Source organism: Desulfosporosinus sp. OT (genome assembly GCF_000224515.1).
GTDB lineage: Bacteria > Bacillota > Desulfitobacteriia > Desulfitobacteriales > Desulfitobacteriaceae > Desulfosporosinus.
Map to the genome: position 1 here is coordinate 67,946 of NZ_AGAF01000124.1, position 18,740 is coordinate 86,685.

Annotated in this window: 20 protein-coding genes; 4 read left to right on the top strand and 16 right to left on the bottom strand. The window is 37.7% G+C overall.

Annotated elements, in window-relative coordinates; translation table 11 throughout:
- Positions 1–738: 738 nt before the first annotated feature.
- The 7 genes from DOT_RS11695 to lepB all read right to left on the bottom strand — a co-directional run bounded on the left by DOT_RS11695 (position 739) and on the right by lepB (position 6,726).
- The gene (locus tag DOT_RS11695; protein ID WP_009618653.1) at positions 739–1,137 is read right to left on the bottom strand and encodes a response regulator; all 399 of its coding nucleotides are present in this window, start codon (positions 1,135–1,137) and stop codon (positions 739–741) included.
- A 29-nt stretch (positions 1,138–1,166) separates the two neighbouring features.
- Positions 1,167–1,373 (bottom strand): hypothetical protein, encoded by a 207-nt coding sequence (locus DOT_RS11700; RefSeq protein WP_009618655.1) that lies wholly within the window; start codon positions 1,371–1,373, stop codon positions 1,167–1,169.
- Positions 1,374–1,681: 308 nt separating this feature from the next.
- Positions 1,682–1,987 (bottom strand): DUF3846 domain-containing protein, encoded by a 306-nt coding sequence (locus DOT_RS11705; RefSeq protein WP_009618657.1) that lies wholly within the window; start codon positions 1,985–1,987, stop codon positions 1,682–1,684.
- Between the two features lie 306 nt (positions 1,988–2,293).
- Complete coding sequence (gene guaA, locus DOT_RS11710) at positions 2,294–3,826, bottom strand: glutamine-hydrolyzing GMP synthase (protein ID WP_009618659.1); 1,533 nt, start codon at positions 3,824–3,826, stop codon at positions 2,294–2,296.
- Between the two features lie 162 nt (positions 3,827–3,988).
- Positions 3,989–4,531, bottom strand: a complete 543-nt coding sequence (gene hpt, locus DOT_RS11715) for a hypoxanthine phosphoribosyltransferase (protein ID WP_009618661.1) — start codon at positions 4,529–4,531, stop codon at positions 3,989–3,991.
- 346 nt (positions 4,532–4,877) lie between these two features.
- Positions 4,878–5,540 (bottom strand): hypothetical protein, encoded by a 663-nt coding sequence (locus DOT_RS11720; RefSeq protein WP_009618663.1) that lies wholly within the window; start codon positions 5,538–5,540, stop codon positions 4,878–4,880.
- 640 nt (positions 5,541–6,180) lie between these two features.
- Positions 6,181–6,726, bottom strand: coding sequence for a signal peptidase I (gene lepB, locus DOT_RS11725; RefSeq protein WP_009618667.1), 546 nt, complete (start codon positions 6,724–6,726; stop codon positions 6,181–6,183).
- A 1,278-nt stretch (positions 6,727–8,004) separates the two neighbouring features.
- Here lepB and DOT_RS31050 point away from each other — a divergent pair.
- Positions 8,005–8,178, top strand: coding sequence for a hypothetical protein (locus DOT_RS31050; RefSeq protein ID WP_009618670.1), 174 nt, complete (start codon positions 8,005–8,007; stop codon positions 8,176–8,178).
- 211 nt (positions 8,179–8,389) lie between these two features.
- Here DOT_RS31050 and DOT_RS32695 read toward each other — a convergent pair whose 3' ends face one another.
- From DOT_RS32695 to DOT_RS31830, 4 genes are all read right to left on the bottom strand, one after another.
- Positions 8,390–8,818, bottom strand: a complete 429-nt coding sequence (locus DOT_RS32695) for a hypothetical protein (RefSeq protein ID WP_040411950.1) — start codon at positions 8,816–8,818, stop codon at positions 8,390–8,392.
- A 544-nt stretch (positions 8,819–9,362) separates the two neighbouring features.
- Positions 9,363–9,536 (bottom strand): aspartyl-phosphate phosphatase Spo0E family protein, encoded by a 174-nt coding sequence (locus DOT_RS11735; RefSeq protein WP_009618674.1) that lies wholly within the window; start codon positions 9,534–9,536, stop codon positions 9,363–9,365.
- A gap of 271 nt (positions 9,537–9,807) precedes the next feature.
- Positions 9,808–10,068 (bottom strand): helix-turn-helix transcriptional regulator, encoded by a 261-nt coding sequence (locus DOT_RS11740; protein WP_242833822.1) that lies wholly within the window; start codon positions 10,066–10,068, stop codon positions 9,808–9,810.
- A 91-nt stretch (positions 10,069–10,159) separates the two neighbouring features.
- Positions 10,160–10,543: a hypothetical protein gene (locus tag DOT_RS31830; RefSeq protein WP_242833823.1), complete on the bottom strand. Its 384-nt coding sequence runs from the start codon at positions 10,541–10,543 to the stop codon at positions 10,160–10,162.
- A gap of 355 nt (positions 10,544–10,898) precedes the next feature.
- Here DOT_RS31830 and DOT_RS11750 point away from each other — a divergent pair, with 355 nt between their 5' ends.
- A complete protein-coding gene (locus DOT_RS11750; RefSeq protein WP_242833824.1) occupies positions 10,899–11,450 on the top strand; it encodes a sigma-70 family RNA polymerase sigma factor in 552 nt (183 codons plus the stop codon).
- A 5-nt stretch (positions 11,451–11,455) separates the two neighbouring features.
- Entirely contained in the window at positions 11,456–12,217 is a 762-nt protein-coding gene (locus DOT_RS11755; RefSeq protein ID WP_009618681.1) for a DUF4367 domain-containing protein, read from the top strand.
- An 84-nt stretch (positions 12,218–12,301) separates the two neighbouring features.
- Here the strand turns inward: DOT_RS11755 and DOT_RS11760 are convergent, their stop codons facing one another.
- Both DOT_RS11760 and DOT_RS30425 read right to left on the bottom strand, forming a co-directional pair.
- The gene (locus DOT_RS11760) at positions 12,302–12,634 is read right to left on the bottom strand and encodes a hypothetical protein (RefSeq protein WP_009618683.1); all 333 of its coding nucleotides are present in this window, start codon (positions 12,632–12,634) and stop codon (positions 12,302–12,304) included.
- A gap of 238 nt (positions 12,635–12,872) precedes the next feature.
- The gene (locus tag DOT_RS30425) at positions 12,873–13,130 is read right to left on the bottom strand and encodes a hypothetical protein (RefSeq protein ID WP_157998444.1); all 258 of its coding nucleotides are present in this window, start codon (positions 13,128–13,130) and stop codon (positions 12,873–12,875) included.
- Positions 13,131–14,321: 1,191 nt separating this feature from the next.
- Here DOT_RS30425 and DOT_RS11765 point away from each other — a divergent pair.
- The gene (locus tag DOT_RS11765) at positions 14,322–14,606 is read left to right on the top strand and encodes a transposase (RefSeq protein WP_009618689.1); all 285 of its coding nucleotides are present in this window, start codon (positions 14,322–14,324) and stop codon (positions 14,604–14,606) included.
- Between the two features lie 221 nt (positions 14,607–14,827).
- Here DOT_RS11765 and DOT_RS31405 read toward each other — a convergent pair whose 3' ends face one another.
- The 3 genes from DOT_RS31405 to DOT_RS11785 form a co-directional block, all read right to left on the bottom strand.
- The gene (locus DOT_RS31405; protein WP_207637044.1) at positions 14,828–15,070 is read right to left on the bottom strand and encodes a hypothetical protein; all 243 of its coding nucleotides are present in this window, start codon (positions 15,068–15,070) and stop codon (positions 14,828–14,830) included.
- A gap of 379 nt (positions 15,071–15,449) precedes the next feature.
- On the bottom strand, positions 15,450–16,514 hold the full coding sequence (locus DOT_RS11780) for a hypothetical protein (RefSeq protein WP_009618695.1): 1,065 nt from the start codon (positions 16,512–16,514) through the stop codon (positions 15,450–15,452).
- Positions 16,515–16,591: 77 nt separating this feature from the next.
- Entirely contained in the window at positions 16,592–17,623 is a 1,032-nt protein-coding gene (locus DOT_RS11785; RefSeq protein WP_040411957.1) for a hypothetical protein, read from the bottom strand.
- Positions 17,624–18,740: the final 1,117 nt, after the last annotated feature.

Below are 18,740 nucleotides of genomic sequence, written 5' to 3' on the forward strand. Positions count from 1 at the left end.
ATTATAATGAATCTAATTTGCCATCTTCTTTTTAGTACAATGCTCAAGGGTCAGGCGTCAAGTTCTCAACAAGTTAAGCAATTTATTTTCAAATAAGACTTCGTCGTTAGATTGCATCTAACTTCATATCATTAATTTTTATTAGCACTATCATATTCAGATCACGCTTTCTTATTATTTCTCAAAATTAGATTTGCATTCGATCGTAAAAAACAAACATACCTAATATAAGTTGTGCAAAGAGCCGATATAGACATAACAAGAGGCTACGAAGTCGCCAAAAGGTGGCGGAAATCATAACCCCCTAACAAATGCTCAAACGCTCCATGAACCCTTTACTTTATGAGAGAGCCTGTATGACACAAACACATATTCCCACTCGATCGTCCTAAGGGGTTTCGAGGAATATCATAAACAAGTGATTGACCCCTGCAAACGAAGGAAGTACAGCAAATTTTGCTACAAACCACGATACATTTCTGAACGATGAATTTCTTCTGAAAAATGAGGGCATCTGCTGCTCATAAAATACAGGTTAATTAAGAGTTTTCGTATTTGTTGGTTATGAAGTTATCGTTTACCTAATCGATTTTACTATGTTCCAACACTTTCTTCAACCGTAAAGCCAAAGTGACACCGTTCCCCATCATTCCAGAGAATTGCACTGATCTGGGTTGAAAATAGTCAATGAACAATCATGTTTTCCTGAGTTCTGAATTTGTCTTGAGCGTGTGTGAGCTATGAGATTATGTTTTTTAGATACTTATCCATGTTACACATTAAGTGGTTTATTAGAACACGTACTTCAACCAAGTCAAAAGGTTTAATTATAAAGTATTTTATGCGCCCATCTTGGACCGCATCGTTTAAATCCTTGGCATCAAAATACGCACTCATGATGACAACGATTGTCTCTGGAGCTATATCTTTTAATTTGGTTAGGGTTTGCAAACCACTTAAGCCAGGCATCCTCATATCGAGTAATACAAGATTAGGTGTTTCCTCCATTACAAGTCGTAAAGCCATTGATCCATCAGACGCTTCTTTTACATAGAAACCTTCTTGAGTCAGAAATTCAACCATAAGTCGCCGGATGCCATAATTATCATCAACCACTATAATATGATTATTACTCACTACAATCCTACCTCCTTAGACGAAGAAAACTAGCATCTGCTATCGTTATTCATCGTTAATAATTGATTAACTAACTCATTGACCAGCTTTTCAATATTTTCTACTTCTTTTAAGATGACAATTGAATGGTTAATCTTATTATTTATCTTATCCAGTTGTACATACCCTTTAAGAACTGTTAACTGATCAACTAAAATGTCACAAATATTGAATATTTGCTCTTTGCTCATGCCCATCCAACTTTCTATATAAACGTCAGAAAATCCTGTTTAGCAAAAAGTTAAAAATTATAGAAATACCTATTATTTTCTCACCAATCTTAATATTATTACTATTTTATATTTTTTTCCGACAGACATAAAGGGTGCAATCTGTCGAAATAGATCTTATATTTCTCTTATTCTAATAATTTTTCAATAGTTAACGTAAATGACGAATTACGGAGAGTGCGCCCATCTCCATCATACCAACATTTTTTCTCAAGTACTAAATACAAGAATAGGACACCTTCTTGATGGTGTCCTATTCTTGTAACTGTCGCTTATTAAACTACTGGGAACCCTATATACTCTGATACGTATCCAATCTGCTTATCTGAAAGTGAAGTAAACTCTGTGTCATTAGTTGCAGTGAATACACAAGTCCCAACAACCCAACCAAGCCGATCATCATAGAAATTGTTTCCGAGTCCTTGCGATACAGCTTTCTCATTACATATGCACACTATATCATCTGTTATTGGTACAATCTCAATAAATTCTCCGACTAGCTCTTGCAAGTCCTCAAAAGTGCCTTCAATCTCCTTCAAGTGTAAAGGTTGATTGAGCGGTTCTCTAACTAATACTCTCATTGTAATTGCCTCCCTCGATTTGCTTGAAAACACAAAATTACGAAGTCACTTTTATTAATAATACAGCAATTTATGGGTGTTTTCCATTAACTTCAGAACCCTTAAGTCTGACAAGTAGATAAACTTTTTCCTACAATTGTTGTAAAAGTCTTTATTTTACCAACTCCTAATCGCAAATTGGTAAACCGATAAACGAGAAAACAGGTGGTTATGATGACGCCAAAAACTGGCTGAAATCATAACCACCCAGCAAATACTCAGACAACCTTTAAACTCTGGTAATCCTGTGTTTACGAACTTTTAGAACTACTCCCATTCAATCGTCCCAGGGGGCTTGGAGGTGATGTCATAAACAACGCGGTTAACCCCTTGTACTTCGTTCACAATCCGGGAGGATATGCTTTGCAGGAGGTCATAGGGGAGTCTGGCCCAATCTGCGGTCATAGCATCTTCGCTGGTTACAGCCCTCACGATAATGGGATATTCATAGGTACGGCCATCTCCCATCACGCCGACACTTTTGATTGAGGGTAGGACAGCAAAACTTTGCCACAAGTCTCGATACATTCCTGAACGACGGATTTCTTCTAAAACGATAGCATCCGCTTCCCGTAAAATATCCAATTTCTCACGAGTCACTTCACCGAGAATACGGATAGCCAAGCCTGGCCCAGGGAACGGTTGACGCCATACAATCTCCTCACTCATTCCCAGTTCAACGCCTAGTTCTCGCACTTCATCTTTAAAAAGCATCCTCAATGGCTCGATAAGCTCAAATTTCATATCCTCTGGCAAACCACCAACGTTGTGATGGCTCTTAATAGTTTCCGCTGTTTCTGTCCCGCTCTCTACAATATCTGGATAAAGCGTTCCTTGTACTAAGAAATCGACCTGACCGAGTTTTGATGCTTCCACCTCAAAGACGCGGATAAACTCATTCCCGATCGCTTTGCGTTTCATTTCGGGATCGGAGACGCCTGCGAGCTTTTGCATAAATCGCTCGCTCACATCTACAAACACTAAATTCAGTTGAAACTGTTCTGTGAAAATCTTTTTGACCTGCTCCGCCTCATTTTTACGCATGAATCCATGATCAACAAAGACGCAAGTTAGCTGATCGCCAACAGCCCTGTGTACTAAAGCGGCAGCCACCGAGGAATCCACTCCACCGCTCAACGCACAAAGTATATGTCCCTTGCCAACTTTAGCCCGAATTTCAGCAACTTGCAACTCAATAAAGGACTCCATAGTCCAGTCCCCAATGCATTCACAAATATCAAAGAGAAAATGTTCTAACATGGTTTGACCATCCGGGGTATGCTTTACTTCCGGATGAAACTGAACACCATAAAAACGCCGCTTAACATCCATCATGGCTGCGACCGGGGTATGCCCTGTATGGGCAGCGGCCGTAAAACCTTCCGGTAATTTCTGTACGGAATCACCATGGCTCATCCAACACGGACGCTCACCACTCAAGTCTTTCCACAGATCTGCTGCAATATCAACTGTAACCATCGTCTTTCCATACTCTTTGGCTTTTGGGTGTTCCACGCTTCCACCTAATTGAATGGTCATTAGCTGCATTCCATAACAAATCCCCAGGATGGGGATCCCTAGATTATAAATTTCCGGGTCCACTTCTGGAGCATTGGGCTGATTTACGCTTGCTGGTCCACCCGAGAAGATAATACCCTTTGGCTGGCGAGCACGAATCTCTTCAATTGGGGTTTTATAGGAAACCATTTCAGAATACACATGGGCCTCTCGCACACGGCGAGCAATGAGTTGATTGTACTGTCCTCCAAAATCCAAAACTAAAACGACTTCTTGTGTCACTTTTTTATCACTACCATTTCTTGTTAATATTATAAATACTATCTATAATTTTCTTTGAGATGAATGCAAACAGCATCCTAAACTCTCACACCAAGCCTCTTCCGCCTCAAACCCAGAGGGAAATTCTCTGCTCAGAGAGCGCTTTCAGTGCGCCAGTTCTTCCTAATCAACTTTATAAGCTTCCTGTTTTAAAACACCAACATAAGGCAAATTGCGGTACTGTTCATTAAAGTCCAAACCATATCCTACAACGAATTCATCGGGGATCGTAAATCCATTGTAATCCGGAAAGACATCAACTTGCCGGCGGGTAGCCTTGTCGAGCAATGTAGCTACTTTCACACTAAGAGGGTTCCGAGCAGTTAAATTTTCTTTTAGATACTTTAACGTCAAGCCAGAATCCACGATATCCTCAGTAATCAAAATATGGACATCTTCAACACTACGCTCCAAATCTTTGAGAATTCGCACAACGCCGGAAGATTGTGTAGACGCCCCATAGCTTGATAACGCCATAAAATCATAGGTCAATGGCAATTTGATCTCCCGAATGAGGTCCGCCATGAAAGGAACGGCGCCTTTAAGAATCCCTAGGACCAGGATATTCTTCCCTTCGTAGTCACGTGTAATTTCTGCCCCGAGTTCGGCCACACGCTTTCCCAAAGCTTCTCGTGTGATTAAAACTTTTGCAATATATTCTTCCATAATGTACACCTCCACCATACCTTGCATTGTAAGAACTACTACCTACTTTAATCAAGTCCCATACTTCATAAAAGTTTTTTAATTATACTTATCCAGAGACTAAATGTACGATATACGCTGCATATTCTCACTCCGGATTGTGAACTCCGAACCTCAAATTCGTGGCGATTAGTCGTCGGATAAAACTTATGCCAAAACTATATCAGAGGCTTGTCCGTTGTGCAAACATTTTACGAATCCTGAGTGTTTTATACACATAGCTAGTTGCCAAATACATAAGTGAGGCAGGCTACCCCACTTGTGGGTGTAATCCTGCCTCTTTCGCACTACTCATTGAGCATCATCTTTAGATATCCGGCGCTTGTATAGTTATTTTCTTCCCAATATCCTTAAACTCAAGTGTCATTGTCATGGGGTCGGACTTAGCTTTATTTTTCGCTTCGATTGTCGCTTTTACTAACATTTTATCAGACCTGCGAATATAAAGCGTATACTGGAAATCGGTCCAAAATACCTCCATCATTTGATTCTGCACACTGGGTTTTAAATTACAAATCCATACTCTTTCTCCGTTAACCTTACCTTGACCGCTAAGCATCACCTCTCCAAGTTCTTTCATTTGAAGCGAAGATAAGGGGTTGAGCTCCGCCAGGAAGACTTCCTGCGCTGCTGGAGCATTAGCAAACCTGATCCACTTCTTGTTAAAAGGATCCTTGCTGTAGGTAGAATCTCCAATTTTGATCATCTCTACTTCGCTTCCTGTCAGCTGCCCCAAGATCCGAGCGTTGGCACCGTCTTTTTCCCCTAGGATCTGGGTGAGTACCCGATCTTTTCCCTCGACCCATTGATGCTGGGTCAAACTGTAGCGAAAAGAGGTCGCTGCGTTCAATCGTTCTAAGCTGTGTGTGACCAAATTAGTAGGGTCTGGCTGCCAAAAAAAGCGCCCAAAAAGTCCCCCCATCAACACGATGCTGATTCCGATGAGTAACCATAATCCTCTTTTCTTCATCTCATGCCCCCCTGGCGGAGTTCTTACCCTACTAATATGTGTACATGGCTTGGTCTATTCCACTTATGCAACTCTGAAAAATTCAAAACTTCTTCGAACTTGAAATTTCAAATCGACTAGCCACAACTTTACATACTGTCTTTTCAACTCACTGGATAAGTCTAACAATTCCTCTATCATTTCAGACTAATCCTTGACATTCGCAGCGATAAAGTTCGTAATGCGCCTCTCTGCTTAGAAGGGGTGATTTTACCCCCAATGTTATTTATAATGGTTATGGGTGATTTCATGAAATCTTTTATCAGGACGATGATCTACTATGACAAGCTCTATAAAACCTAATTCCCCATTTTTGTTCAAATTCTTCCCTGACATTCGATTTAGTTGTTTTCATTCCCTTCGCTTTTACCTTTCTAAGCATGTTATTGTTAGAAAGGCCAAAGTCTGTTTCTCTCCCGCTCACGTCGATTTACAATTGTGTGCGAGAGTCACTTGCGATACATTCTTATTAGAGTCCGATAAAAGAGGTTGAAAAGCACAGATAGACCTATTAAATAAGCTCTTTTTATATTCTACGAATCTTTTAACGAGACAAAATTACAACTGATAGATGTATATTATGATTAAAAAAGTCTCCATACTAACGGGCAAGAACACCAAAATGGCTAAGAGGCCAATAGCGAAAAAGAGTTCTTGCAGTTATGTTTTGCATCGGTAAGAAACCCCATACTCTTGAATCGTCACTATTATTTCGATTATCTCCCATTACAAAAACCGAATCCTTAGGAACAACGACTGGACCAAAATTATTATTAGAATGGGCAGTTATATAAGGTTCAAAAAGGGGTTTGTCGTTGATATAAGTCATCTGATTTTTTATTTCAATTTTATCCCCGGGCAAGCCCACGACCCGTTTAATAAAGTCCTTTGTAGAATGGGCTTCCGGTGGTGGACGAAAAACAATAATGTCTCCTGACCTAATATGGTCAAAATACTTGAAATAAAACTTGTCTACAATGACTTGGTCGCCAACCTGAATTGTTGGAACCATGGAAGGACTGGGAATTTTGCGCGGTTCAACAACGTAGGTGCGCAATACCCACGATAATGCGAAGGCAATAAGTACAATCTCTAATATTTCGACTAAAAACCGTGTAGTACTTTTAGGTAATTTTGTATCTCCCATAATTAATCCCTTTCTATTTCCACTAACTTACAGTATTAATCGCAATATAAAGACTAAATGCTTCAAGAAATATCTCTACTTTTGTTCCTTTTGAGTCCGATAAAGGCATGAAGACAAATTGACTCAAGTTCGTTTCCTCATATTCGGTCAGATTTAGGCTTAAGCGTCGATTCGCCTGTTTTTAGTTTACTACCTTTAGGTCGATTTTACCATTTTCGTTTTAATCTTAACTCTTTTCTCTTCTGCTTACTCTTTTTTTCTATGTATTGGTTTGTAGAATTTATCTCTAAATCCTACAACGGTCCACCGAACTTACTTGTCTCAGATGTCGTAGTTGTTCGCTAGACTCCCAATAATAGAACCAATTTCTTAATAAAGCTATGTAATCAACTCCTATGTTTTAACAGAAATGTTTTTTGAATTGTATTCGAATTCGCCAAATATGAAAAATACCTCGAATCCCCTATGACGTAAGACTTTTGTTCACACTAGAAACGTATACTTTTTGGCATAGAAATGAATATATTTCAGAACGCATATTTTGGCCTACAGAAAAGCATATACATTTCCGAGAAAAACAAGACATAGATAACCATACTTTCCTGAGCTATATTTTTTGCTCATAACTACATAAAGCTCTCAATTGAGGATTCCTTTTCAATAGTCTTTGGCTCAGTAGCACCATCCTTGTTACTGCTACATATTGGTATAATGTCCTCATTAGAAGGACATCTTGGAAAGAATATTTTAGGTATTTCCCCTCAATTACACCTTGCAAATTGTCAATTCGAGAATACGATTAGGTAATTTCCATTCCCATAAATATCTTCTTGGAACTGGGACCGAGATATAACATCGTCCTATTTTCATCGCCTTGTATAGCCTCCTCGCTATAAAAAGACAAAGCCTTCAGGTTGTCGTCTGCGATAAGCTTTTGACGAAGCGAATTAATCACGACTTGTTTTGACTTGTCGGATCTGTAACCGTGTTAGAACTGCTCTCTGTTAGTTCCTGAACGGTCATACATGGTTCCGTCCATGATTGCTACTTTGCCAATAAAACACATGACGGGTTTGGCCTGTTTTATGGTCTAAAATCTCAATATCCATACAGCGAAAATGTGACCAGGATAAACGTTAGATCAAATCGGCAAGTTCCAGATACTTCAGTATTATTTTAATATTACAACATTTTAAAAATAGTTGATAATAATTATCATTTGCAGTATACTAAGGGCATAAAGTTTTACATTTTTACACTAGCAAGGAGAGAAAAGATATGAGCATCTATAATTACAAGGCGAATCAAAACAAGTTTAAGCGTGTAGCAGAAAACATGAGGAGTGGCATTTTTAAACATAATGATGTGAGCCAAGCGATAAATCATTTTAACGATGATGTTAACAAAGCAGTCCGTAATATTATTTCAGAACTAGAAAACGAAAAGAATTAACGCTAACTAAAAAACCAAATTTCCTATTGGTACAATAAAAGCACAGGCAAACAATCCGAATGAACGGGTTGGATGCTTGTGCTTATTTAAATATATAGGGGTAGAAATGGCATAGCGCAATCTATAAACCTGGAATAGAAAAATCACGGGGACGCTTTTGCCACCATAATCCTCGCTATGCCATAAAATGAGTCATCGTAAGGAAATGTCCCTAGAATCCCTCGCGACTGATGCACACCATCTTAGGATCAGGTTCTCCTGTAGGTTCACTATCTACTATGAGCACATTAAGATCGACTCCCTCAGGTGGTGGGAACGTCCCTCCATCAACGATCACAATTTTCTTCGGCGTTCTTATGTGAAAGAGTGCCACACCCCACTTTTCACTAGCTTGCTCTACTTCAAAAGGTCCCTCTAGCGACCATACGCTTAGGCTCCCATTACGGTAGAATTTCTTCGGGGCTTGCCTGGTGACCGCTTTATCAACATCGAACATGCGCGAATCGATCATGTCCAAGTGGTGCAGAAGTTCCGCCTCTTTAATCATTGGCCGCTTCGGGCTTCCCCACTCTGGCGTTTGGTGGTGAGATAGAATGATGTGTTGGAGCAAAAGCTTCTTTTCTACGTCTATTCCTTCCATGTGCTCGATGATACGTAGGCCTGATCCCGTCCTTTCACTTGAAGTATGGACAAGTTACTACATTTAAGCTCGGTAATGTTTTGGCGTTGCGGGTTAGACACATAGGATACTTATAGTTGTGATATCTCTCACAAGTTGGAACATTGGTTTCTACTGACATATTCATCCTTCCTCTCTTATTCACATAGCGGCAGCACATCTCTTTTTAAGCAAAACGAAAGGAAGCTACCCCAAAGAGCAACTTCCGAATATTTACATATTTATACTGGGGATTTATCCCACCTCAATTCAGATAATTTTACCTCTTTCTTGAGGAATTTGTCAATGACTTTAGCTTATTCATAACCTCCTTTGTTCTCTGGGGCTCAGTCTTGCACTCCATTACTACATTATTAATTTCACTATCTGCAATGGAGTAGGGGCGGACACATTCCGGCCTTATCGAGTTTGTAAGGACTATTGATCGTTCTGTTGCTGAATTTGAAGAAGGCGACTGAATAATGAATTAGAGCTCTCTCTAAGTGCTGGGAACTCTAATTCTATTCTAGTCCTTATCCGACTTTTTCATTAGCATCTCTTGATACTTATCTAAGACAGTATCCAACTCTCGACTTGCGGTTACAACCTTCGGATCGGTATAAGGTCTGCCTTCTTTTACCTTGATCATGTTTAAACGTAGTGTTTCGATTTGCCTTAATAATTTTTCGATTTCGGACATACAATCTCTCCCTTGTTTGCAGATTTGTTCTCACAAAAAAGAAAGTCCCCGGCAATCCCGAGGACTGATGTCAGTTTCATAATCAATGACACTTAGAGAAGAAACAGAAAGAGGAGTTTATATCTCCCTTAATCAGTATTTTAACTTCATGAAATAACACTAAATTTCATCCTACTTCACTTATACTACATAATTAAGACTTTCTGCTTACCATAATGTCTAGTTCCAAATATACAATAGGGCTCTCACCATTTCCGATGAGAACCCTCTATTAATTATCTATAAGCTCGTCGATCGAGATACCTAGTCCGGCGGCCAATTGAACGAGCTCGCTTATACGAGGAATTTTTAACTCCGTTTCTATTTTGATAAGATGTTTCAAATTTAGCCCGACATTATAGGCTAACTCTTCTCTGGTTAAATTACGTTTTTGTCGGTAGTAAGCGATTCGTTTGCAGACGGTTTTTGTAATTAGGATCAATTTAATATCGCTCCCGTCTATCTGATTAGGGATTTCCGTGCTGATTTCCATCCATGCTTGGTGATTGGGTCAAAATATATATAATATACTCTAATTAACTGACTTTGGTCAAACGTATCGTTTCTCTTTTTCATGGCTACATTTATATTTCCCTGATCAAACGATTTTCGTGAAAAAACCATCCGAAAGATTCGAGGTTTGTCCAATCATATTCAGGATAGTCTTTTAAGATACTCATCACGATTTGATAAAGTACAGATCTTATATAAGACTTTCCCCCAAAATCATCATCCACATATTCCCGATTATCTTTTGGCGGAATGACTATAATATACGGTCCATAATAATGGCGAATTGGATCTTTTGCTCTTATCCATGGGTCGAGTTCCCAAGATATTATTACTTGTTTAGTTTCTTGCGTTGATTCGTGATCTTTATCCTTAGGATGACGGGTTTTAAACAAATTGAAAAGTTTACGATATTCAGACGAAGATTGCAGCGGAACAATTTGCTTCGTAACCTTCACTTCATCGGACTTTATTTCCAATTGCGATGAAGAACACCCTGAGCTAAGAGAAGAAATACAAAAAAGTACACGGGCAATAATAATATTTTATTCAACACTATAGTTCCTCCTAAAATAGATATATGGTTCATTCTGTAAGCTGCCAAAATTATTATTCAAAGTCAGTGGCCTCTCTTGAATTCTCTTGATGACTCCTAAGTAAAGATACATCAATTATTCAATTGGATTCTGCTTTATCTTTTCATTCCATCAATATACAGAGGGGTTGAACATGTCAAAAGGTTACACAATTCTTTTTAATTAACGGACATTCGCAATCTAAGAAGGATTTATGTTGTCTTGCCAGAATTAATTAATGCGGGGTGAAAATGGAATGCAGGATGACAATAAAAACGCTGATATTAATTTGGAAATATTTGAAATCATTACTAAACAAAATTATAAGAAAGTTTATCAAACTGTATATTCATATACCAATAATAAACATATATCAGAAGATGCCGTCCAACAGGCGTTTGTTATTGCTTACAAACAAATTAATCAATTAAAATTTAAGGATAAATTTGCTTCGTGGGTTATTACTATTGCATTAAATGAAGCGAAACGAATGTTGAAGGATAAAAATAACTCTAAAATTACTTCATTAACGGATTTTCACTTAAATATATTGCAAGAGAGTAAAGAAACCGATGTAGAACTTAAAGAAGACATTGACAATGCTCTAAGCAAGTTAAAACATAACGAAACTGAAATCTTAGTTCTTAAATATTATGCTGACTTAACGTTGCAACAAATTTCTGATTTATTAGGTATTAACCTCTCAAACACAAAAGTAAGATTACATAGAGCAAAGGTAAAATTCAGAAAACTGATAGATAAAGATTTTAATCAATATACGGGAGGTTAACTGTAATGTCCATATCAGAAGAAGAGTTTGATAGAATAATAACAAACCACTTATCAGAAGAGCTGGGATCTAATATTGAGGTTCCCAATATAGATAATCAGTGGGAGAAAATTAGACAGCAAATTTTAATGACAGATGATATTGCCAAAACACAAAAGCGATTTTTCAACCAAAAACGAATTGTTGTAGCCGCAGTCATTGTCATTTCAATCGGTGCAATAACTTTTTCATACCCAAACAATGCAAATGCTTTCGGCGGAAAAATTGCAGAATTCTTTAACTACATTATTGGAAAAACCACTCAAAACAGAACTGAAACCTATAAACAGGATGATACGTCCGGTGTACCCAAGGTACAGGATATAGGAGATATTTTTGAAAAAGAGGTTAACCTAGAACAAGCTCAGGATTCAATTCCATATAGATTGGCCATCCCTAATTACCTCCCCCATGAGGCTAATAAAAGCAGAGTTGTTCTTTCATCTTTAGGAGCAGATGTTTATCAAATTACTATTGAATATAATCTTAATAAAGACGTAATCGTTTTCAGTCAACAAAATAGCGCAAATGAAACTTCACGTGGAACATTGTATGATACCGATGATACTGTAACAAAAAATCTGTTAATTAACGGTAATAATGCCATATTATTTATGCATAAAAACGGTATCAACACCTTGAATTGGCAATTAAGAGGTCTATTGCTGCAAATTACAGGGAAACTACCTGAAGAGGAAATTACGAAGATCGCACAATCAATTAACTGAAAGGGCCTAACCAAACACTGGCTAGGCCCTTTCTTATGGGAAGTTTTTATTCTTAAGTTCCCATAAGCTTGAACCATTTTGATATTATTGAATATAGATGGCTTCTGAGTAAGATTGACCACTCTCGCTTACTCCACCATCCAATGAAGTGTGCTGCGCAACTACCCTATAGCTATACCCACTTGATACACTAAGTATCTTTCCTCCAGAAACATAATCCGAATCGGAATTACTGTAACTATAGTTATTTAATGAAGACCATTTTCCACCGGAATAATATTGCAAATTCAATGTTAAACCTATTTTGTCGACTGCATAGTAGGTTGAGGTTGAACCAGAAATGCTGATTGTGCCATTGCCATTGTTTACGATTTTGCATTCTCCACCTGAAATAGTTTTGTAGACTGCTGGGCTCATTATCCCATTCGCACTAACTTTAGTTACCGCGGCTCCTAAAGCTACTTAAGTACCCCATAGCATAAAGATAGCTAGAAGTATGAGTATTATTTTTCTCATTACACATTTCCCCTCTCTATTATTCTAATATTATAGAGTATATAAATGGGACAAAAGGTTACAAAGTAAGTGGAAATTTTGATGAACAATATCGATGAGTGCCCCCAAGCCTGTTTCGTCAGTTTTCAGTTCGTAGACTTCAGATATCATGCAAGATGATTCTAAAGTACAGCAAATCCGTATTACATGGATAAATCATCGTTAGCTTCTCAGCCGCAATAAGCATGGTCGTGATGTATTGCAGAAAACCGCACAGATATGAGTGATGTTTTAACTTTGCGGCTGGAAAATATATACGTCTGCTTTTATGCAGTAGAATGACCATTTTGACAGCATCTTTGAGCTTATCTTCAGCAATGGTGTCGCTGAACCGGGTAAGAATAGGCCTTCCGAGCAATACATAACAAATCAGTTAAGTATTTAATGCCCTCAGTAATACTGAGGCTTAATTTATTTGCAAAAGAAATCCCTTCGTCAGGAGGGGGAGGGAAGGAGGCTAATGAATGAAAAAAGTAAGATTTATATCAAACCGTTATATTAACGGGTAACCATCGGTTGAGTTGATGCTTATTCGCCTTTGGACCCACGCTCTTGATTAGAAAAGTGCAATATCGATCAACAGTTTAGTAGTTATCTTCTTTAATTATCATAAACCATAATTTTGCCCTTCCATAAACTTTGTATGAAGAATATGTTAAAAGGCGCGAATAGCCCCTCCTTTTAAGCATGGGTACAATTCATATATCCCTTGACTCAAGCCGCCAATAAAGTTGTATTGTAGTTTCTGATTAGCAGTGGCTATTATAGTTTTGTGCTTTTTGGCTGGAAAGAAAATTGGCGGCAAAGGATCTTAATTATGAACGAGTGTTTTAAAAAAGAGTTGCTTGCTTTAGTCAGCTGTAACTCTTACTTTTTTTAGAAGTGGAAACGCCTTTGAAATTGCGGTCTTCAGTGAAGGGTTAGCTTCCCTTAGAGTCTGATAATAATGATTATGACTAATCTATTTGTTTACCCCTGTAACCCACCTACGTTATGAAAAGCATCATAGATAACTTAAAAGACCAAGATCAAAAGATCCTGGTCTCCTAGTTCAATCATGTAAGTACCTATTATAACATATAAATATAAATATCCATTTTGCCTATCTTATAAAGCGAGGTGGAAATTGCGAAAGAAAGCAAACATAGTGTTAGTGAGGGTTAGCACATAATGCTATTATTGTAAACGTTACATAACCAATCATTATTACCCCCAAAAAAGTACCAATACCTAAACTATTATTATCCTCCTTTTTGATTGCTCTCATTATCACAACTAGATCAATAAACAATAACATAGCAACAATTGTAGTCGAGATCAGTCCCTCCAGTTCCTCCACATCCTTTCAACTTTTCAGTCATTCTTTTAATATAAGCCTGGAAGATCTCTTGATTATTATTGTCTTTTACTGAAAAATCCATCGCCGGGGATTTCGATTAGACCACTTAAGGAGACAACTACTAAGTTCGGTATTTATCGTGATACCTTGAGCAAATGAAGCTACAATTGCAATAAATATGGAATAGCTGGCTTAAACGTATTCGCAACGATGGATCATCTCGATGGAAAATATCTGATCCGCACATTTGATGATACCCTTTCCGTGGAAAATGTTGCCCTAGGTTACAAGCAACTCCTTGAAGTTGAGCGAGCGTTTCGAACTCTTAAAACCATGCTGGAACTAAGGCCTGTTTATCACCGCAAAGAAGAACGGATACGAGCTCATGTCCTCCTGTGTTGGTTATCTCTTCTCCTCGTTAGAATTGCAGGGGCTAACCCTCAATCAGACCTGGCCCCAATTGCGCTCAGAACTGGAAGATATGCATCTGATTAAGTACGAATCGACGGGCGGAAAGGTCTATCAAAGAACAGAGATAACCGAAGGTCAAAGAGGGTTCAGGGACTTAAAAACATACGGGTCATATCTCAAAGACTACACAGATCCAGAAGCAAAAGTAAAGTACCTTGAACAGCAACTGGCATACAAAGCGTGCCTACAGACTGTCGAACCCGAGGAATTGAACCACGTAGGAGACCCCAAAATGTAAGGTTGCTTTATTTAGGATCAAGGTCATTGAGCGAACCCAAGACCCTGGTTTGTAGGAGCGAATTAAGTTTAAGATTAAGAATGATCTGCTCAATTTCCTTTTCAGAACACTCATCAATGTTGACCAAGCTGGTAATACGTCGTTTTTTCAAGATTTTACCGTCCCTATAGGATTCAACGATATGAAGGTATCTGTAGGTCTTACCATCTCCCTTTTTTGTGGATACAATTTGAGGAAACAATAAGCTCACTACCACCCTTTTAAAACACAGCCCCTTTAAAGTTGTTTGCCTCCAGCACATGGATACCAAGTTCGAGGGACCTGCCCACATTTTTTGCAAAGCATGGAATTCACTTATATCTCAATTCCTTCATGACACACTTCGGAGGCGAGAGTCAAGGCCCTGCGTACTTATCATTCAGCGATTTGTTTTCCCTAGTCAGGACGACAGACACTCGAATATCACGAGGCTGTGCTAAAAAGCAAAAGCATTGAAATAATTTAATAAATAGGACCTATATAGATTAACTGTAGTTTAGCAATCGGACAACGCAATCGATTGTATGGCACTTGGGAATAGTAATGTGGAATAAATTTATTCTACCAACAACAATGAAGTCAATAATAACTCACCTTTTATTTACAATAAACAATTCTGGTTGGTCATCCGCACTTACCGCCCCTATAAAAACAATATATTTTCCTGAGGGCGAAATTTTAGCACAATCCATGCCTAAGAAACCTTTCGAAATAATTAATTTTTGCGTTTTTTGGGGATCTTGGAGAACCATCCTGAAAGTAGATTCTTTTGAATCAAATAACCTGTATAATATAATATTTCCTTGCAAATCTTGTACTTTAATAAGACCATCATCTTGAATAGTCGTAACAATATCTGACGAAATTTTTACGAGATCCAATCTATCTGGAGGCTGTCCGATTGTCCGGTAGACAATAAATCCCAAATTATCGGGTAGCCAGTAGGCCACAACTCTATCACTATCCACGACAGTGTATTCTTTGTATTTCATTAAATTAGTATCTATAACATTTATTGTCACTTTATTGTTTGAATAATTGTTATAAATTATTTTGTTATTTAAAGACCATCGAGGTGACACCAGGCCTAATCCATGTTGTAATTTAACAATTAACGTAGAAGAAGAAAGGTTATTTATATCCGATATATAAAGCCCATCTAAGGTACTATACACTAATTGAGTCCCGTCAGGAGATACATCAGTTTCTAATAATTCTTGTGGGAATGCAACTTCTTTAATAATTTTGAGATTGGATATATCAATGATAATAAATTTATTATTACTTTGAAGACTAATAATTGATGGTTTAATATTTCTTACCTGTATATTTCCAAAAAGTATTCCATCAAAAACTAGTTGGATAGTTTTTTCTATTCTATTAAAAATAAATACTTTTTTATGGGGTACAGTTGTATCGTTTTGATCTTCAAATCTTTCTTCAACTACTATTATTCGTTCGTTATCTATCCAAAAGACGGAAGAAAAATTATATCCAAGTTCTAAAGGGACACTAAGTTTGTCTGTAATATAGCCATTTAACTGACTAGGGAACCTATTATCATCTTTCTTAGGCATTGAGACTGAACTTTGACTGAAAGTGCAACCATAAAGTCCTAAAGTTAACAAAAGTAATAACACAAAAACTTTTTTCATTTATAGTAACTCCTTTTGGGGTAAAGAGGCAGCTTAAATCCTCTTTACCCCTGAATTTCTTTTAATTAAACATGTAGTTAAATCCAATATATCATTTTTGCATAAGGTTCAATACATTGAAGGTTGAGATCACGACCAGAATATATAGTTGTACCGCAATTGCCTGATTCCACTTGAGTATGAACATGTGCATCCCCTGGATTTTGATATCCTATAATTGTGCCAACAGTTAAGTATTGTCCTACTGTAAAAGTAGGCATGTTTGTTAAATGTTGATAATTATAGGTGACCTTTAAAATCGGGTCATAAACATTAAGATAGTACCCATCAGAATAGGTTACATTACCTTTCATGTTTAAGCGCACAGCCCTATTGTTATTTGGTACATACTGAAGATCAACACCTTCATGGCACCAAGTAGTATTTGCATCTTCCCCCCATTCACCCCACAAATAATATGAATACCGAAGATTGGATAGGCTCGTATCATTAAAGATGTACTTTGCGGCATACTTAGAGGCTTCCACATAAAAATCAACTGCTGCCGTGCTTACATCAACATTAGGATGGAACCACTCATCAGTTCCTCCATTGTCAGGAACTTGGTTGACACAGTGATATCCAGAAGGCGGGGTTGCGCTTGTAGTCACCGAAGGTAAGACAGACGTTGTAAATGGTATTTCTGTATCCTTCAGTTTATCTTTAATATTTTCTGTGTCCAAGCTAACTATTTCTTCAGGCATAAATCCCATATCACCAAGAGCATCAATTTGTTGATCAGTCAGTCCTTTGGCTTTTATCTTTCGCTCTAAATCTTTTGTCAGATTGTTTTTATGCGAAGGAGTTTCTTTTACCAAGTAAGAGGGATATTTAATTTTTCCATTATTCATTACATCTCTAAGTTTTTCTAAAGTTAGATTATTTATTTCGTCTTCTGTTAAGCCATATGCACGCATAATATTCTTCTGGTGATCATTCTGAACAATTCCAGTATTTTCGTCAGTTTGAGTTTGAGCAAATGCTGGAACAGTTGTGAATAACATCATTATTGATATAATTACGATAAATATTTTTTTCATAATAAGTTCCATTCCTTTCGCTGTGCTCAATGCACAAAAATCTAATGAAAGTGCTCCCTGTAATATAACGCATTTGATAAGCATATACACGTATGCGTATTGTCGAAGGAGTTTGATTTCCAGGCTGAAAAAATCATGCTCTCCATTTCCACAGAAGCTATTGCTTTACCAGTGATATAAAATTGTTGTACCACCACCCCTCCATGCAAATTTTTATTAGTTATTTACTAGGTGAACTCTTTGTTAAACATTAACTTTTTCTTCTGAATTTCCCCCCTTCAATATATAGAGGGGTTGTAAATGTCAAAAGGTTACATGAATTTATTTTTTTCTAAAAATAGAGAACAAAACTTTTTGAAATTCGAATCCGATAATAAGTAAGGTTATATCGAAAGTGTTTTTTCAAATCACAAACTTTCTCCGGTTTTTTCGTAAGCATTTCCTGATACTACTGATCTAAAACGGCATCCAACTCTTGACTCGGGATACTACCACCTTCGGATCGATATAAGGTCTACCCTCTTCTTTTATTTTGGATCATGTGGTCTTCTGTCAAGATTTCGGACAGGTTAAAAGTAGAAATAATCCCAGTTTATTAATTTAACATACTAAAGTATTTTCAAAATTATAGGGTGCCATCATGCCACAATGTTCATGAATTCTAACGGTGTTGTGAAAAGCTTCCCTTCGGTCCTCTAGCTTGTCACATGCGCTGTTGTCCATAAGATGCCAGCGAGCATATCTTCGGCTCCGGCTCCGGTATCCCTCGTGGCACCCGGACAACTAACCCGAAGGTTTGATCAAACGACCTGGGACATTCCGTGTACGTTGTATACTATGAATACGTTGTTTTCTTGGTACTGATAAGAGTTCAACACAGTAGAAAAAGAAACGCTATGGCTTCGTTGTATACGCTGAAGTCATACCGTTTTCTTAGTATAGATAACAATAAGGATGAGGGGGTTTTTGCTTATCTTACAGGACCTTAAGGCTATCAAATAGTAATTTTTGATTGTGTTTCTGGGGTTATAAAATTTATATTCTGAGGTAGCTCAGGTTAACAAACCAAGTCAAAATAAACGAGCGTTGGTGTACGTCTTCGCTTTTCTTTAGTCGTTATGTATGCTTAACCCCCCACTCTTTACGT

Bases quoted from the DNA above. Each gene is read 5' to 3' on its own strand.
- DOT_RS11765 (WP_009618689.1), top strand. From the start codon at position 14,322: ATGGATCATCTCGATGGAAAATATCTGATCCGCACATTTGATGATACC.
- lepB (WP_009618667.1), bottom strand. From the start codon at position 6,726: ATGGGAGATACAAAATTACCTAAAAGTACTACACGGTTTTTAGTCGAA.
- DOT_RS11740 (WP_242833822.1), bottom strand. From the start codon at position 10,068: ATGGAAATCAGCACGGAAATCCCTAATCAGATAGACGGGAGCGATATT.
- DOT_RS11705 (WP_009618657.1), bottom strand. From the start codon at position 1,987: ATGAGAGTATTAGTTAGAGAACCGCTCAATCAACCTTTACACTTGAAG.
- DOT_RS11700 (WP_009618655.1), bottom strand. From the start codon at position 1,373: ATGGGCATGAGCAAAGAGCAAATATTCAATATTTGTGACATTTTAGTT.
- DOT_RS11735 (WP_009618674.1), bottom strand. From the start codon at position 9,536: ATGTCCGAAATCGAAAAATTATTAAGGCAAATCGAAACACTACGTTTA.
- DOT_RS32695 (WP_040411950.1), bottom strand. From the start codon at position 8,818: ATGGAAGGAATAGACGTAGAAAAGAAGCTTTTGCTCCAACACATCATT.
- DOT_RS11755 (WP_009618681.1), top strand. From the start codon at position 11,456: ATGTCCATATCAGAAGAAGAGTTTGATAGAATAATAACAAACCACTTA.
- DOT_RS31050 (WP_009618670.1), top strand. From the start codon at position 8,005: ATGAGCATCTATAATTACAAGGCGAATCAAAACAAGTTTAAGCGTGTA.
- hpt (WP_009618661.1), bottom strand. From the start codon at position 4,531: ATGGAAGAATATATTGCAAAAGTTTTAATCACACGAGAAGCTTTGGGA.
- DOT_RS11780 (WP_009618695.1), bottom strand. From the start codon at position 16,514: ATGAAAAAAGTTTTTGTGTTATTACTTTTGTTAACTTTAGGACTTTAT.
- DOT_RS11760 (WP_009618683.1), bottom strand. From the start codon at position 12,634: ATGAGCCCAGCAGTCTACAAAACTATTTCAGGTGGAGAATGCAAAATC.
- DOT_RS11750 (WP_242833824.1), top strand. From the start codon at position 10,899: ATGCGGGGTGAAAATGGAATGCAGGATGACAATAAAAACGCTGATATT.
- DOT_RS11720 (WP_009618663.1), bottom strand. From the start codon at position 5,540: ATGAAGAAAAGAGGATTATGGTTACTCATCGGAATCAGCATCGTGTTG.